Source organism: Vibrio sp. NC2, assembly GCF_025195005.1.
GTDB lineage: Bacteria > Pseudomonadota > Gammaproteobacteria > Enterobacterales > Vibrionaceae > Vibrio > Vibrio splendidus.
Map to the genome: position 1 here is coordinate 1 of NZ_JANVFC010000020.1, position 16,467 is coordinate 16,467.

Genomic DNA, 16,467 nt, shown 5'->3' on the forward strand with positions numbered 1-16,467 from the left:
TCGTTTCCGCTCGACTTGCATGTGTTAAGCCTGCCGCCAGCGTTCAATCTGAGCCATGATCAAACTCTTCAATTTAAGATTTTGTGACTCAACGAATACTGACTTCAAAACTATTCTTTATAAATAAAGAGTGTAATTTTAAAGCTATTACCATTCCAACAGAATGGTAATGAATTGACTGTGCCAAAATTAAGTAAACTTAATTTCGTATTGGTCACTCAGTTCATTGAAATCAAGTTTGTTACCGAAGTAACTGTTACTACCTAAGTAATAACGTTTTGATATTCATCAACGAGTGCCCACACAGATTGATAGGTTTAAATTGTTAAAGAGCTTCACTTGTTGAGCGTTCCTTTTAAGTAAGGAGCCTCTCGAAGTGGACGGCCATTCTAGCGTTTTAATTCTCAGTGTCAAACACTTATTGGGAATTAATTTCTACTTTTTAAAAGTAGGAGCGATTAAACGCTTTAAGCTAGTTGCCTTACCAACATTCTGCGCTGAAGCCTTGTGGCGTCTGCCGTGTCAGTGAGGCGGCATTATAGAGATGCAGCTCTTATTGGCAAGCATTAAATGCGTTTTTTATTGAAAAAAGAGGTTAAGCGAAGACATTTCAACCAAGGGCTTGTTTATACCACTTTTAACCCAAGTTTCGAACAAATTACTCACAACACCCTGTGGATAACTACTCGCCATTATCAAAAAAGTAAGATAAACGAGCCCTAGGGTTTAGATATTCTCTAACTTGTTCCGGTAACTTACTCGGATGAACTGCATTGACAATTTTTATCTCTTTAGTAAAGAGGTCAATGATCGGGGCTTGGGTTCTTGGCACGCTAGGATCATAGATCAGTACATTCGGGTAAAGCATGTGTTTGGCATTAACTGAAATCACTATTCCAATTGATTCATTTGAAAGCTGCACAACAGTGCCCGGTGGGTACACTCCCATAAACTTGACTAACAGACTCAAGTTATCCTGACTATATAGGTGTTTGCAGTTCTTATATAAATGAGAGAGTGCTAAGTAAGGGATCTTTTGCTGGGATTGCGCTTTACTGTGGCAAAGGTTATCAAATGCATTTGCTACCGCGACTATTTTTGCAAACTCATCTATACCATCTTCAGTTAAGCCTTCTGGATAACCTGAGCCGTCATTCATTTCGTGATGCTGACCAATCACTCTCTTCGCACTGTCAGGAAAACCCTCAATAGCCGTGACTATATCTACCCCATACTTAGTATGAAGTTTGAGATAATTCGCCTCTGGCACAGTCAAAGCAGCCTGCTTTCTTAGTATCGCTACGGGTATCTTTATTTTACCTATATCGTGAAACAACGCGGCAAATGAAAGGTCTTTCAACTGTTGCGTATTGTAGCCTTTTGCTTTACCAATCATTAATGCAACAACAGAGACATTTAATGTATGGAAGTAAATGTCTTCAAAGTCAGCTTTTGCATTCATGAGATGCAAGGTTACGTTGTCGTCACTCACTAGCGTTTCAACAATATCATCAACAAGAGCTTTAACCTCCCCTACCGCATCTAATGGGCGATTACGGATTTTGGTCATCACAGAACGCATTCGGGCAAGCGAACGTTCGAACTCTTTCTCGCAATGACTCACCCTACGACGGTAGGAGCTTAGAGTTTCGATACGCTCATGCTTATCTTTCCACATTCTTTCTGCTTTAAGACTTACTTGTAAATCAGTATCAAGGTCTTGTTCACTCACATGGTTTGCGGGTAAAGGTGATGTATCGCTTTGGTTCGGATTTATATAGACGTGCTTAATCCCAAGATGTCGAATTACTTGTACTTGAGCGTCATCTTTGATTTTAAAGCTGTTAAGTAGAAATGGGTGTTCATTCCATTTTACTGGGAGTCGTACATGTAGACCGGGCTGAATGCGATCTACGGTAATCTTTATGCTGCCCATTTTTATATATAATATTGATCAATAATCTCTATTTATAATTCTAATAAAACCGAGCAGCAATTTCACTATCCAATTTCACAGGTTCAACTTAAAGAATCACAGTGCACCATCCAACGTATGCCGAACTTATCTTCCACTTTGCCAAACCGAGCTCCCCAAAACGTATCCGCCAAAGGTGTCATTATTCGCCCACCTTGCTTCAGATTTTCAAAGATTTGCTCTTGAGTCGCGGTATCCTCAGTAACAAGCGAGAGTGCAAGGTTGTTACCTTCGAGCTCTTTCGCTTTAACACCATCAGACATCATCAGCTTCATACCAAACGCTTCAAACTCTGCATGCATAATCCAATCAGGTTGAGCTCCCTCTATTACTTGTGGCGCATCACTAAAAAGTTGTTTCGATAAAACTACACCGCCAAAACATTTATGATAAAAATCCAACGCTTCGTTACAACGGCCATCAAAAAACAAGTAAGGCGTTACTGTCAGCATATATCTCTCCTCTATTATTCCTTTAAACATAGACAATAGAAGAGAGAATGGTAGGTAACATCATGATTTAAGATGATTAATTTATTAAGGAATAGAATTGTGGAGGGAAACGGTGTGGTTTAGGAATGAAACAACAAGATCTGACTGATTAAAAAAGCGTTTCTTTCGTTAAAATAAAGGTCAGCTTTTCTGTTCTCCAGATACAACAAAGCCCCGACCATTTCTGATCAGGGCTTTATCTAAATATGGTACCGGTAGGCGGACTTGAACCGCCACGCCCGAAGGCAACGGATTTTGAATCCGTCGTGTATACCAATTTCACCATACCGGCATTATCTTGGGGCGTTGCCCTTTCGATGTCTGGCATTATACGTATGCGAACTGATGTGGCAAGTATAAAAACTTGAATTCATGTGTGTTTGCCGATAATTTCGCCACTAAGTCATAAGCTGTGCGTCATGTCTCTTTTCACGCCAAGCCTTAGACTATATTCTGACGCCTAAATTTTTGAAGAAGTAATAACACCATGACACCAACAAACACAATGCCACCAGCAGGAGTAATGCGCCGATTTGGTGCCTTGTTCTATGACGCCCTTATCGTAATCGCTATTGAGATGCTGGCGGCTGGCGTCATTGTCGCTCTGCTGCATGCGCTCATGGCACTTGGCGTTTTTAACCATAGCGGTTATGCCGATGTTAGTGACTTCTTGAGCAACCATCCGATTTGGAGCCCTGCATATACCTTTTACTTAGTTGTGGTTTGGGTGTACTTCTTTGTGTTCTTTTGGACAAGAGCAGGTCAAACGCTAGGAATGCGAGCTTGGAAACTGCGCATTCAAAACAAAGATGGCTCCGCTATTACGGTAACCCAAGCGCTGATTCGCTTAGGAACTTCAGGATTTGGATTAGCAAACTTATGTGTTCCATTCGATCCTCAGAAACGTGGCTTTCACGACATCTGGGCGAAGACCGAAGTAGTAGTGCTACCACAAGCACGATAACGCGATTAAACTTGCTACAGTCAAGATCAAAAAAGGAAGGCGTTATGCCTTCCTTTTTTCTATTTACAGTTTACGCCTCAAGAGCATTATGGCTATTCCGAGGAAGACCACGCTCGGGGCTAGCGCACCAAAGGCCGGTGGTATTTGATAAACCAAACTGACCGGACCAAAGAACTCACTGGATATATAGAAGGTAAAACCTGCAATAACCCCCGAAAGAATCCTAGCTCCCATAGTCACACTTCGTAGTGGACCAAAGATAAACGACAATGCCATCAACATCATGACCGCTATCGAAATCGGCTGAGTTATCTTTCTCCATAAAGCGAGTTCATAGCGTGATGCATCTTGCTCCGAAGCTTTAAGGTAGGAAACATAATCGTACAACCCACTTAAAGACAGTTCTTCTGGTTTAACCGTTACGATCGCAAGCTTATCCGGAGCGAGTGATGTTTCCCAAGTATAAGTTGGTAAGCTTTCTTTGGTAATCTGAAGCTCATTTTCGAAAGACGTGATCTCTACATCGTTCATAGTCCAAACGTTGTTGCCAACGTAATCGACTTCTTTTGAGTATATAGCTGTTTTCAGAGCCTTGTTCTCATCAAAGCGCCACATATTCATACCATATAACTTCTGATCATCGATTTTGACAATGAAAATGAAGTCATTGGCATCACGTGCCCATACCCCACTTTGGGTAGAGATAATATTACCACCAGCAATCGATATAGTTCTTAAGTCACGAGCCATCTTCTGTGCTTGAGGCGCACCCCATTGACCAAGAAGAGTCACCACGATCATTAATGGAATTGCGGTTTTGAGCACCGATAGGCCAATATCTAACTTAGAGAAACCCGCCGCCTGCATCACCACCAGCTCAGAACTCGCAGCAAGCATACCCAATCCAATCAATGCACCAAGTAATGCGGCCATTGGAAAGAACATCTCGATATCACGAGGAACACTTAATAGAACGAAATACAGCGCTTGTAATAGATCATAGGTACCACGACCAACCTTTCTCAGCTGCTCTACGTACTTGATGATCCCAGAGAGACCAACAAACGTCACCAATACCAGTGACGTCGTTGCGATGATGGTTCTGCCTATATATAAATCGAGAATCTTAAACACGGCTTAAGCTAACCTTTTATTCTTGAATTTTTCTTTCAAACGCCTTACTGGCACGCTATCCATAAAGTTTGCACCAATTGCGACAAATAACAATAACGCATTAATTGGCCACATGCCGACTACCGCAGGGATACTCCCCTCTTCAATCGAAGATTTGGTTGCACTGATTGCTAAGAAATAGGTTAGGTAAATTAGAATAGCAGGCCCAATTTTAGCGAAACGACCTTGTCGAGGGTTCACCGCAGACAGTGGCACAACAAGCATGGTCAACAATGGAATACAAAGTACCAATGAAATTCGCCATTGTAATTCCGCTTTCGCACTGTTTTCTGGATTACCAATCAGTTCGAGTGTAGGAATAGCTTCCCAATCTCGACCTTTTTTCTTGACTTCACGCTGACCGATTAAGCCTTCGTACTCTTCAAAGTGCGTCACCATATAATCAAGACGAGTTGGCACACCTTCATGACGAGTACCGTCATACATCACAATCACTTGGCGACCATCACTGAGCTCTTTTATGTCTCCCGACTTGGAGAACATCACACTGGGTAATACTGAATCACGTGGACGCATCTGAGCAACGAACACATTTTCTAACTTATTGCCGTTAATATCATCGATAAACACGACAGAGGAACCATCCGGCGTGCCTTCAAACTTACCTTTTGGCAGCAAATCAACACTATTTTCTGCAGCCATCTCTTCATACATTTGTTCAACTTTATCTTGCGACCAAGGAGACAACCAAAATGAGTTGAAGGCAGCAACAGATGCAGTAATCAAAGCCAAATAAAGCGCCGATTGGATAAGGAATTTATTACCAATCCCAGTAGCATTCATTACGACTATTTCACTTTCAGCGTAAAGACGGCCAAAAGTAAGCAAAATACCAATATAGATACTGAGTGGAAGCATCAACAAACCCATCGCTGGCATATTTAGACCAACAATCGACAATATGAGGCTCGCAGGAATATCACCATCAGAGGCGTCCGCTAAAACACTGATGAATTTTTGGCTGAGAAACACGAGAAAGAGAACAAAAAAGATCGCAAATTGGCTCTTGATTGTCTCGCGGATCAAATATCTAACAATAATCACGCTCAAATTACCTATACAAAACTTGTTTTTTTGATTGAATCACTATAATTTCCCGTTGAACCTTTTATTTTTTTAAATTTTTAGCTAAGTGTTAGCGTTCTTCTTTAAGGTTAGTTCCATTATAGGATCCAACAAGTAAGAACCCATTATCTAACATTTAGTTCGATTTGTCTTCAGGATGTAGGAGTACGCATGGAGTTCAGTGTAAAAAGTGGCAGCCCAGAGAAACAGCGCAGCGCATGTATCGTTGTCGGTGTATTCGAACCGCGCCGCCTTTCTCCAGTAGCCGAGCAATTAGATAAGATTAGCGATGGCTACATTAGTTCACTGCTTCGTCGCGGTGATCTAGAGGGTAAACCTGGCCAGATGCTGCTACTGCATCAAGTACCTGGTGTACTTTCAGAACGCGTTCTACTGGTAGGCTGTGGTAAAGAACGTGAGCTAGGCGAACGTCAATACAAAGAAATTATCCAAAAAACCATCAGCACACTAAACGAAACAGGTTCTATGGAAGCAGTATGTTTCCTTACAGAACTTCACGTTAAAGGTCGCGACACTTACTGGAAAGTTCGTCAAGCGGTAGAAGCGACTAAAGATGGTCTTTACACATTCGACCAATTTAAGAGCAACAAACCAGAGACTCGTCGTCCATTGCGTAAATTGGTATTCAACGTACCAACTCGTCGCGAGCTAAGCCTTGGCGAAAAAGCGATCTCTCATGGTCTTGCTATTGCTTCAGGTGTGAAAGCATCTAAAGATCTTGGCAACATGCCACCGAACATCGCAAACCCGGCTTACCTAGCTTCTCAAGCTCGTCGTTTAGCTGACGATTATGAGACAGTAAAGACTAAGATCATCGGTGAAGAAGAGATGGAAAAGCTGGGTATGACTTCATACTTAGCTGTAGGCCGTGGCTCTAAGAACGAATCTATGATGTCTATCATGGAGTACAAAGGCGCTGCTGATCCAAATGCAAAACCTATCGTTCTAGTCGGTAAAGGTCTTACTTTCGATTCAGGCGGTATCTCGCTTAAGCCAGGTGAAGGCATGGATGAGATGAAGTACGACATGTGTGGTGCTGCATCTGTATTCGGCACAATGAAAGCACTGGCGAAACTTAACTTGCCAATCAACGTTGTAGGTATCCTTGCAGGTTGTGAAAACATGCCTGGTAGCAATGCTTACCGCCCAGGTGACATTCTAACAACCATGTCAGGCCAAACCGTTGAAGTATTAAATACTGATGCAGAAGGTCGCTTGGTTCTATGTGATGCCCTAACTTACGTTGAGCGCTTTGAACCAGATTGTGTTGTCGATGTTGCTACGCTAACTGGTGCATGTGTTATCGCTCTAGGTCACCACATCAGTGGCGTTCTATCTAACCACAACCCACTGTCTCATGAACTTGTTAATGCTTCAGAGCAAGCAAGTGATCGCGCATGGCGTCTACCTATGGCAGACGAGTACCATGAGCAGCTGAACAGTCCGTTTGCTGATATGGCAAACATCGGTGGCCGCCCTGGCGGTACTATCACCGCAGGTTGCTTCCTGTCTAAATTCACTAAGAAGTACCACTGGGCTCACATCGACAGTGCAGGTACTGCTTGGAAGTCAGGTGCAGCGAAAGGCTCGACAGGTCGTCCTGTCTCAATGCTAGTCCAATTCTTATTGAACCGCAGCGGCCAAGAGACTGAAGAGCAATCTTCAAAATAATGAAAAGGGCCTACGGGCCCTTTTTTAATATGCGCTATTTGTTAGACCCTGTTAACCAAGTAATATTGATATCCACGATTTTCAGTTCAAGTTTCGAGTGTTAAGTATGCAGACTGCCACGTTTTACATTGTGCCTTCAGACAGCCCGCAAGCCAGCGAAGATGGTTTTGCTCACTATGTGCTGTTTCTTGCTAAGCACTTTGCTACACAAGGCGCTAAACTTTATCTCAACTGCAATGACAAAGAACATGCCGAACGTATCGCTGAGGTTTTCTGGCAGGTCGAACCCAATGAATTTATTGCACATAACTTAGTTGGCGAAGGCCCAAAGTATTCAACCAACATCGAAATTGGCTATCAAGGCGTAAAACATAATTGGAATCGCCAACTGGTAATAAATCTGGCCGATAATAATACAACCTTTGCGAACGCCTTTGCTCAGGTGATAGACTTCGTTCCTTGCGAAGAAAAAGCTAAGCAACTCGCTCGAGAAAGGTATAAAATTTACCGTCAGGCTGGATATCAGCTACAAACTATCGAGATTCAACATCCATAGTCAAACCTCATAGTTAAAGCTATCTTTGGATTTAGATTCAAGAAGCTTCACTTATGAAGTTTGACCACGATTAACCATTCACAGTATCCGTTATAAGAGCACTATGGAAAAGACATACAACCCAACATCAATCGAACAAGCTCTGTATAAGACTTGGGAAGAGAAAGGCTACTTTAAGCCACACGGTGACACATCAAAAGAAGCTTACAGCATCATGATCCCGCCACCTAACGTCACTGGCAGCCTACACATGGGTCACGCGTTCCAAGATACGATCATGGATACGCTTATCCGTGCTCAACGTATGAAAGGCAAAAATACTCTTTGGCAAGTGGGTACTGACCACGCTGGTATCGCCACTCAAATGGTTGTTGAGCGTAAGATCGCCGCTGAAGAAGGCAAAACAAAACACGACTACGGCCGTGAAGCTTTCATCGACAAGATCTGGGAATGGAAAGGCGAATCAGGTGGCACGATCACTCAACAACTTCGTCGTCTTGGTGCTTCTGTAGATTGGGATCGTGAGCGATTCACTATGGATGACGGCCTATCGGCTGCGACTCAAGAAGTGTTTGTTCGTCTATACGAAGAAGACCTAATCTACCGTGGTAAGCGCCTAGTAAACTGGGATCCTAAACTGCACACTGCTATTTCTGATCTTGAAGTTGAAAACAAAGACAAAAAAGGTTTCATGTGGCACTTCCGCTACCCGCTAGCGAATGGTGTTAAAACCGCTGACGGCAAAGACTACATTGTCGTTGCGACTACGCGTCCTGAAACCATGCTTGGTGATACAGGCGTTGCAGTTAACCCTGAAGATCCTCGCTACAAAGATCTTATCGGTAAAGAAATCCAGCTTCCGATCGTAAATCGTCTTATCCCTATCGTAGGTGATGAGCACGCTGACATGGATAAAGGCACAGGCTGTGTAAAAATTACGCCAGCTCATGACTTTAACGATTACGAAGTGGGCAAGCGCCATAGCCTACCAATGATCAACATCCTAACGTTCAACGGTGATATCCGTGATGCGGCTGAAATCTTCACAACTAACGGTGAAGAGAGCGATGTATACTCAACAGAGCTTCCAGCTAAATACCAAGGTATGGAACGCTTTGCAGCTCGTCGTGCAACGGTTGCTGAATTTGAAGAGCTAGGCCTACTTGAAGAAATCAAAGATCACGATCTAACCGTTCCTTACGGTGACCGTGGTGGCGTGGTTATCGAACCAATGCTGACTGACCAATGGTACGTACGTACAGCGCCTCTTGCTGCGCCTGCCGTTAAAGCCGTTGAAGATGGTGAGATCCAATTCGTACCTAAGCAGTACGAAAACATGTACTTCGCGTGGATGCGTGACGTGCAAGACTGGTGTATCTCTCGTCAACTTTGGTGGGGTCACCGTATCCCAGCATGGTACGACAACGATGGTAAAGTTTACGTAGGTCGTACTGAAGAAGAAGTTCGTGAAAAGAACAACCTAGCGCCTGTTGTTGTGCTTAAGCAAGACGACGACGTACTGGATACTTGGTTCTCTTCTGCACTTTGGACGTTCGGCACACAAGGCTGGCCTGAAGATACTGAAGCACTGAAAACATTCCACCCATCTGAAGTACTAGTATCTGGTTTTGATATTATCTTCTTCTGGGTTGCTCGTATGATCATGATGACCATGCACTTCGTGAAAGACGAAGATGGCAAGGCTCAAGTACCTTTCAAAACTGTTTACATGACAGGTCTTATCCGTGATGAAAACGGCGATAAGATGTCTAAGTCGAAAGGTAACGTACTTGACCCAATCGACATGATTGACGGCATCGGCCTTGAAGAGCTAGTAGAGAAGCGTTGTGGCAACATGATGCAACCTAAACTGGCTGCTAAGATCGAAAAGAACACACGTAAAACATTCGAAAACGGTATCGAACCCTACGGTACTGACGCACTGCGTTTCACTCTTGCTGCTATGGCTTCAACTGGCCGTGACATCAACTGGGACATGAAGCGCCTTGAAGGTTACCGTAACTTCTGTAACAAGTTATGGAACGCGAGCCGTTACGTACTGATGAACACAGAAGAGCACGATTGTGGCATGTCACTGTCTGTTGAAGACCGTGCAAACATGGAATTCTCTCTAGCGGATAAGTGGATTGAATCTCAGTTTGAAGTTGCAGCGAAAGAGTTTAATGCTCACCTAGACAACTACCGTCTAGACATGGCAGCAAACACGCTTTACGAATTCATCTGGAACCAATTCTGTGACTGGTACTTAGAACTAACTAAACCGGTTCTTTGGAAAGGCACTGAAGCTCAACAACAAGCGACTCGTTACACGCTTATCACGGTTCTAGAGAAGACTCTACGTCTTGCTCACCCTGTTCTTCCTTACATCACTGAATCTATCTGGCAAAGCGTTAAGCCGCTAGTAGACGGCGTTGAAGGCGAGACCATCATGACTCAAGCGCTTCCTCAATTTAATGAAGCTAACTTCAATGCTGAGATCGTTGACGACATCGAATGGGTTAAAACTTTCATCACAGCTATCCGTAACCTACGTGCGGAATACGACATTGCACCAAGCCAAGGCTTAGAGGTAATGATCAAAGTCGCTGATGAGAAAGATGCAACTCGTATCGAAGCAAATAAGATCGTTCTTACTTCTCTAGCTAAGCTAGACGATATTAAAGTTCTAGCAGACGGCGAAGCAACTCCAGCTTGTGCAACCAAACTGGTTGGCAAATCTGAGCTGATGATCCCAATGGCGGGTCTTATCGACAAAGATGCTGAACTTGCTCGTCTAGATAAAGAAGTAGCGAAGACTCACGGTGAGATTAAGCGTATCGAAGGTAAGCTAGGTAACGAAGGTTTTGTTGCTAAAGCACCAGAAGTCGTTATCGCGAAAGAGCGTGAAAAGCTTGAAGGCTACCAAGAAACTCTTGTTAAGCTAGAAGAGCAAAAAGCGACAATCGCAGCTTTATAATCCATGCGATAGTTTTTAAGTAAGAAAAAGGGCAGATAATAATCTGCCCTTTTTATTGTCTAAAATTCGGTGCTAATTGTTTGATTAATATGAATTACAATTAGATAACAACGATTTAGGCATTAACACTAACCTTTTTCACTAAACAACTAATGTACGTCCCTCAATGATTCAATCCGTTCACCCAGTTCAGGATGAGAACTGAACCATGTGGGTAGTTCAGCATGTCCATCAGAATTTTTTCCTAACAATTCAAACATCTCAATCATAGCTTGATTAGAACCATGCAGCTCGATCATCGAATAGGAAGCAAATGAATCCGCTTCTCGCTCTGCATCTTGTGATTGACCATTATTTGCAACAAACACACCAAGACCAGTAAGGTTATCAATGATCCCAGAGCTTTCACCTGTCAAAGCCGCTACAGTTACTGACAACAAACTTGATCGAACCAATACCTTCATTACATGCTGGTGCTGAACATGTCCTAATTCATGTAACAAGATACTGTCTAATTGCTCTTCCGTTGTAGTCAATCTAACGAGATCATCTAATACGATGATTGTCCCAGCACTCAGCGCAAAAGCATTGGATCCAAGCTCTGAAGAACGAAAAACCAACTGTACATCGCCTTCAATACTCATTTTTTGCAACTGCCTTTCAAAGCGCTGTCGAATGTGGCGCTGTCGTTCTTCCGACAGAGTGGAGCTCTCAAAGAACTGTTCATCTAAAGACTCTAAAACCTGATTTTCAACCAGCCTAGGCACCGAATCAGGTAGATAAGTGACTATTTGATGAGTTAACCACGGGATCCCATGAGTGAACATAGAAATAGTAAGTAACACGAGAACAACACTACTAACTAAGATAGCCGTGATGTTCTTCTCTAATTTACCTAAGAAATTATGTTTACCTCTGTCTCTCAAATAGGCGTCCAGCTCATCACTTTCCTCCGAGATAAATTGCCATCCATCTGGGAATTTGAGCTTTGTTGGAGCGGATCCAACGCCTCGCATAATTTCAACACGTTCAAAATATGCAGAAACAATAGAGCCATCCACACTCAGGAGTAGTTTATCAGGGTGAGAGATATCTAAAATGGCCTCGCAGCGTTCAGAACTACGAGGCGGGTGTGCAACACCAGAGATCATTTAGCCAATACCAAGATCAACATTAAACGCTTGAGCTATTTCATCAGAAATAGCCGATTCCACATCAGACGGTTGGTCGTTTGCTACTAGTAAATCTAAGTTACCTTGAACATACGTATTCTCCGACAAGTAGTTCATCGTTCTTACCATCACCCATGGTCTAGCTAACCCGAGGGTAATCACTTGAAGTAAGAAGTTAGTCAAGACTAAAAACATGTAGCTTTTTATCGTTAATGTCGAAGCAAAACTTAACGTTGAATCGGCCTCATTTTCTTTTCCTTCAAGCACTAATTCAGAGAAGGTGTAATTTCTAATTTTAACTTGAATGTAAGCAGCAATCGCAATACTCATAACAATGAAAGCAAAGTAATAAGCAACCATCATTGAAGTCAAACTTCCGTTGTTAGCGATTTCGGATAACGACTCAGGGTTGCTGATCATGTTGAAGCCAACGGCACTGAAGAGAGCCAAGACGGCAACAATAGAGACAACCAGCCATGCAATCATACTGGTTAAGTATACTTTGAAATAAAAGCCATCTTGGTAATCAGCTTTAAACTGACGATCGCCATAGCGATAACCATTAGAAAAATAATTGGCGATACCGGCAAGTAGCCAGGATTGTAAATAAACATAAGAAGGTATGGATATTAAAATGGCGATACCACCAGCAATCATGTTCATTTGCATCGTAAATATTATTGCCATGATTGCCGTAAATACGCCGACACCCACAACAAGACCACGCCCAAGAATTGCCCAGTAGGCTCCGGAAACAGTACCATGGAAAGAGAAGTGAACATTTCGAAAGCTTGTCATTGCAGAATCAAAACGAGCATTACTGCGAGATAACAATGGTAACAATGCAAAAAATACCAGTAATAAAACCAATGCAACCTGAGGAGCAAATTGATTACTGATTCCCCAAGCGACTACACAAATCAACGCAATGATTCGCCCTTTCAATATTTGCATGGGCTTACCATGATATTCAAAGCTATCACTACCAATAAATGTATTCCCATAAAAGTAACGTTTATTTCGAACTTTCGCCCAAGCTGAATAAATACCGAGCGTGATCACTGATAGTAGAATGTTAACAATCCATATTCCAAAATACTCTTTCCCTTTTCCACTAAAGAGAACCTTAGTTTCCAACTCTTTGTTTTCCATTTTAACTCCATCTGACGTTCATCATTAAACCATGCGCATCTTGGTGCGCATTGAGAGATTGCACGCTATAGAAACACGCCGTGCTAATCAATAACCTGAATGGATAAATCAAAGGGAGTTATCATAGTTTTTGCAAATGATAACAAGGAGTTGAATAAGCCTTACTAAGATATTTATCACTATACAGTTACATTCAACCAGAGATTATTTTACCCCTAGAATCCTTTGATAGGTTTCATCTATCGAATTAATCCCTAAAACCCATTTTAACTAATGATAATAATTATCAATAATAGACCTATCGAAACAACACAACGATTGAGTAATTATCATGAAAAAGACACTAACCTTTGCCGCATTACATTTTACTATCGCATTTAGTGTCGCTTACGTACTCACAGGCGACATCTTAATTGGCAGCTTAATTGCCATGATTGAGCCCTCTGTGAATACTGTGGCCTTCTATTTTCATGAAAAGGCTTGGGCTCAAGTTCCAGCGCTTAAAGCTCGTCAGTGGATGACTAAATTAAAAACAGCAAGCTTCGCTACTATCCACTTTAGTGTTGCCTTTACCGTTGTCTACTTATTGACTGGCGATGCCTTTGTTGGTGGTGTGATGGCAACGTTAGAACCCGCTTTGAATACCGTGGCTTACTACTTCCATGAGAAAGTTTGGCTACGAAAAGCAGAAAGCCAAACAACACAGCCACAGTTTTGTTTGCACCAACACGCTTAACCTAGAGAGTTTATTGTTGACATAGTTGCGGCGCGCAATTAAATTATAGTTGTATATCGCAACCATATTGAGAGACAACATGACTTCAGCACAACTTAGAGAATTATCACGTCAGCTCGTTCGACAGCTTGGAATGCTCGACAAAGATTGTGGTGATATTGCCCTACCTCCGATTCAAGCGCATACGCTTATCGAACTAGAGCAGCAGCCATTAACCGTGAATCAATTAGCGGATAAGCTCAATATTGATAAGTCCAACGCCAGTAGAGCAGTCAATAATCTAGCGAAGAACTCGTTAATCCAAACCTCGCCACACCCCAACGATAAGCGCAGTGTTGTTGCTTCAGTAACAGAGCAAGGGATAAACACTCTTGCCAAACTTCACAATCAACAAAATCAATTTTATGACTCGGTACTTGAGCGTTTAACGGAAGCGGAAACTCAACAAGTTTCGGGGGGAATCGAGCACTACCTTAAAGCACTGCAACAAAGCCACGCTTCAAGTGATGTGGTGGTTCGTCCCCTACAACAGCAAGACAACACCGTAGTGGCCAATGTAATTCGCCAAGTCTCTTATGAGAATGGGCTAACCGAAGATAAAGGTTATGGTGTAGCAGATCCCACCTTAGAAGACATGTTCAGCGTTTATAACAATGAAAGATCTCAGTATTGGGTAATTGAACTTGATGGAAAGGTTGTCGGTGGTGGTGGATTTGCACCATTAGCAGGTATGCCAGAAGTCTGTGAACTGCAAAAGATGTACTTCTTGCCAGAAACAAGAGGCAAAGGCTTAGCTAAGAGGTTGGTTAATATGTCGATGGAGAAAGCTAAGGAACTGGGTTATCAACATATGTATCTAGAAACGACCGAATGCCTTAATGCTGCCGTTAAACTTTACGAAAAATTGGGCTTTGAACACCTTGATTCAGCTTGGGGAGAAACAGGCCATGACGCTTGTGAGGTTGTCATGGCCAAAACGCTATAATGTGTTTTTGAAATAGGGTTAGCGTCGGCAGTTCATCAGATGATAAGCAAGTGAGCGAATTGATTCCTTACGTAACGGGCCAATTAAATAACCGCTAACTACGCAAAAAATTACTGACGCAAGAAGCTGGATTCAAGGCGACAAAAGAGCTCTCTTCCTGCCCATCAAGTACCACTTCTAACGAGTATAAATGTTTAGGGTTAGGGTTCTCAATATCAAAAATGATCGGCGCCTCAACCTGGAAAACAACACCCGTATGTTCTGCTCGCACATCTATCGGCATCACCAATGTCATACCATTAAACTTGATTGATGCCGATATTAGCCCCGGCTTTAGCGTTTGATAGATAACATCCACTTTGAACTCACAACCACCACCGTAATGCCAGATCTGCTCTGTCACAACTTGCTCAAGCTTGACGTGACGAACGAACTGCAGATATGGCGCTTGCCAGATTCCGATACGAGAATCCGATTTAGAGACAGCCGGTGAAGAGACTGACTCATCCATATCCTCTTCAAGCAACAGGCTCTCCTCTTCTTCAAGGAAAAGAATCTCAAAACGGTTGCGACCAGACTGCATGTAAGGTCGAATATCTTTACGATATTCGACTTGGCTACCATCACAATCAAACACGGCAACGCCATTGAGTCGCACTTCCGCAAAGTAATCAACACCTGCCATTACTAACTCAACAAACGGGCACGCCAACATCGCATCATCCACTTCGATGTCATGCATCAGGTGCCACTCTTGCTCTGCGATTTCACTTTCACTCAAGCTATCAGGAAGCTTTGAACTTAACGGAGCCGGAAAGGTAATGTCATCTTGTGGAATAGAGAGATCCGTTAGTGGCGATATTTGCCAAAGACCATCGAGAGGTAATCGCATAGCATTCCTTGAGCTAGATCAATTTTGACCGCATTATAATGAATGAATGCATATAAAGACATTTATTTTTCTGAGGATAAAAAAATGCCAGCTCAAGGCTGGCATTCTTTAAAACTGGGAAGAAATTACTCTTCGTCTTCATCATCTTCGTCAGGGTAGATAGCATCTTCACCTTCGTAGTAAGTGCCCCAACCGTCGTAGATAATGTCAAACTTCTCTGCAAGATTTACAAGCTTCTCAACTTGCTCATCAATCGCTTCTGCGTTCAGAGTACACTGCATCGTTGCATCACAACAAAGTAGCTTGTTGCCATCTTCGTCTTCTGTCTCTTCAGCTTCAAGCACTTCAAAGCCCATTTTGAATGCTTCAACAACGGCTTTCTCAAGTACTGCGAAATCTTCAGCAAAAAGGTGATGCTCGATATCGTATAGAGCTTCAGGATCGCTACCATCTTCGATTAGTGCTTCAATGATGTCGCGAGTCTCTCCTTTTTGAAATTCAATTAATTCCGCTACTGATAGATATTCATCTTCGTGAGACATGTGTCTGCTCCAGAGTGTTGACTATGAAAAGATCAAATTTGATTGCCACGAAATATGGCATGGATCGCCTAGAA

At 42.7% G+C, this 16,467-nt stretch carries 14 protein-coding genes, 1 tRNA gene and 1 rRNA gene; 6 read left to right on the top strand and 10 right to left on the bottom strand.

Features of this window, described 5'->3' with window-relative positions:
* From NX845_RS19215 to NX845_RS19230, 4 genes are all read right to left on the bottom strand, one after another.
* A 16S ribosomal RNA gene (locus tag NX845_RS19215) occupies nucleotides 1-75 on the bottom strand; the annotation flags it as partial.
* A gap of 607 nt (nucleotides 76-682) precedes the next feature.
* Nucleotides 683-1,936: an HD-GYP domain-containing protein gene (locus NX845_RS19220; protein WP_065682696.1), complete on the bottom strand. Its 1,254-nt coding sequence runs from the start codon at nucleotides 1,934-1,936 to the stop codon at nucleotides 683-685.
* A gap of 83 nt (nucleotides 1,937-2,019) precedes the next feature.
* Nucleotides 2,020-2,427: a VOC family protein gene (locus NX845_RS19225; protein WP_004735357.1), complete on the bottom strand. Its 408-nt coding sequence runs from the start codon at nucleotides 2,425-2,427 to the stop codon at nucleotides 2,020-2,022.
* Between the two features lie 246 nt (nucleotides 2,428-2,673).
* Nucleotides 2,674-2,758: transfer RNA gene (locus NX845_RS19230), tRNA-Leu, on the bottom strand.
* Between the two features lie 195 nt (nucleotides 2,759-2,953).
* Here NX845_RS19230 and NX845_RS19235 point away from each other — a divergent pair.
* A complete protein-coding gene (locus tag NX845_RS19235; RefSeq protein ID WP_004735338.1) occupies nucleotides 2,954-3,430 on the top strand; it encodes an RDD family protein in 477 nt (158 codons plus the stop codon).
* A 63-nt stretch (nucleotides 3,431-3,493) separates the two neighbouring features.
* Here NX845_RS19235 and lptG read toward each other — a convergent pair whose 3' ends face one another.
* Entirely contained in the window at nucleotides 3,494-4,564 is a 1,071-nt protein-coding gene (gene lptG / locus NX845_RS19240; protein ID WP_017078773.1) for an LPS export ABC transporter permease LptG, read from the bottom strand.
* 3 nt (nucleotides 4,565-4,567) lie between these two features.
* On the bottom strand, nucleotides 4,568-5,668 hold the full coding sequence (gene lptF / locus NX845_RS19245) for an LPS export ABC transporter permease LptF (protein WP_065682695.1): 1,101 nt from the start codon (nucleotides 5,666-5,668) through the stop codon (nucleotides 4,568-4,570).
* 192 nt (nucleotides 5,669-5,860) lie between these two features.
* Here lptF and pepA point away from each other — a divergent pair, with 192 nt between their 5' ends.
* The 3 genes from pepA to NX845_RS19260 all read left to right on the top strand — a co-directional run bounded on the left by pepA (nucleotide 5,861) and on the right by NX845_RS19260 (nucleotide 10,914).
* Nucleotides 5,861-7,381 (top strand): leucyl aminopeptidase, encoded by a 1,521-nt coding sequence (pepA, locus tag NX845_RS19250; RefSeq protein ID WP_004735335.1) that lies wholly within the window; start codon nucleotides 5,861-5,863, stop codon nucleotides 7,379-7,381.
* A gap of 106 nt (nucleotides 7,382-7,487) precedes the next feature.
* Nucleotides 7,488-7,937: a DNA polymerase III subunit chi gene (locus NX845_RS19255; RefSeq protein WP_004735334.1), complete on the top strand. Its 450-nt coding sequence runs from the start codon at nucleotides 7,488-7,490 to the stop codon at nucleotides 7,935-7,937.
* Nucleotides 7,938-8,040: 103 nt separating this feature from the next.
* Complete coding sequence (locus tag NX845_RS19260; RefSeq protein ID WP_260257079.1) at nucleotides 8,041-10,914, top strand: valine--tRNA ligase; 2,874 nt, start codon at nucleotides 8,041-8,043, stop codon at nucleotides 10,912-10,914.
* Nucleotides 10,915-11,063: 149 nt separating this feature from the next.
* Here NX845_RS19260 and NX845_RS19265 read toward each other — a convergent pair whose 3' ends face one another.
* Nucleotides 11,064-12,065 (bottom strand): M48 family metallopeptidase, encoded by a 1,002-nt coding sequence (locus NX845_RS19265; protein ID WP_260257080.1) that lies wholly within the window; start codon nucleotides 12,063-12,065, stop codon nucleotides 11,064-11,066.
* The gene (locus NX845_RS19270) at nucleotides 12,066-13,238 is read right to left on the bottom strand and encodes a YjgN family protein (RefSeq protein WP_004735328.1); all 1,173 of its coding nucleotides are present in this window, start codon (nucleotides 13,236-13,238) and stop codon (nucleotides 12,066-12,068) included. It lies immediately after the preceding gene.
* Nucleotides 13,239-13,569: 331 nt separating this feature from the next.
* Here NX845_RS19270 and NX845_RS19275 point away from each other — a divergent pair, with 331 nt between their 5' ends.
* Nucleotides 13,570-13,974, top strand: coding sequence for a DUF2061 domain-containing protein (locus NX845_RS19275; RefSeq protein WP_009847723.1), 405 nt, complete (start codon nucleotides 13,570-13,572; stop codon nucleotides 13,972-13,974).
* Between the two features lie 79 nt (nucleotides 13,975-14,053).
* The gene (locus tag NX845_RS19280) at nucleotides 14,054-14,959 is read left to right on the top strand and encodes a helix-turn-helix domain-containing GNAT family N-acetyltransferase (RefSeq protein ID WP_017078781.1); all 906 of its coding nucleotides are present in this window, start codon (nucleotides 14,054-14,056) and stop codon (nucleotides 14,957-14,959) included.
* A gap of 94 nt (nucleotides 14,960-15,053) precedes the next feature.
* Here NX845_RS19280 and NX845_RS19285 read toward each other — a convergent pair whose 3' ends face one another.
* Together NX845_RS19285 and rraB are read right to left on the bottom strand one after the other, a co-directional pair.
* A complete protein-coding gene (locus tag NX845_RS19285) occupies nucleotides 15,054-15,851 on the bottom strand; it encodes a glycosyl hydrolase 2 galactose-binding domain-containing protein (protein WP_017083744.1) in 798 nt (265 codons plus the stop codon).
* A gap of 125 nt (nucleotides 15,852-15,976) precedes the next feature.
* Nucleotides 15,977-16,393 (bottom strand): ribonuclease E inhibitor RraB, encoded by a 417-nt coding sequence (gene rraB, locus NX845_RS19290; protein ID WP_004735324.1) that lies wholly within the window; start codon nucleotides 16,391-16,393, stop codon nucleotides 15,977-15,979.
* Nucleotides 16,394-16,467: the final 74 nt, after the last annotated feature.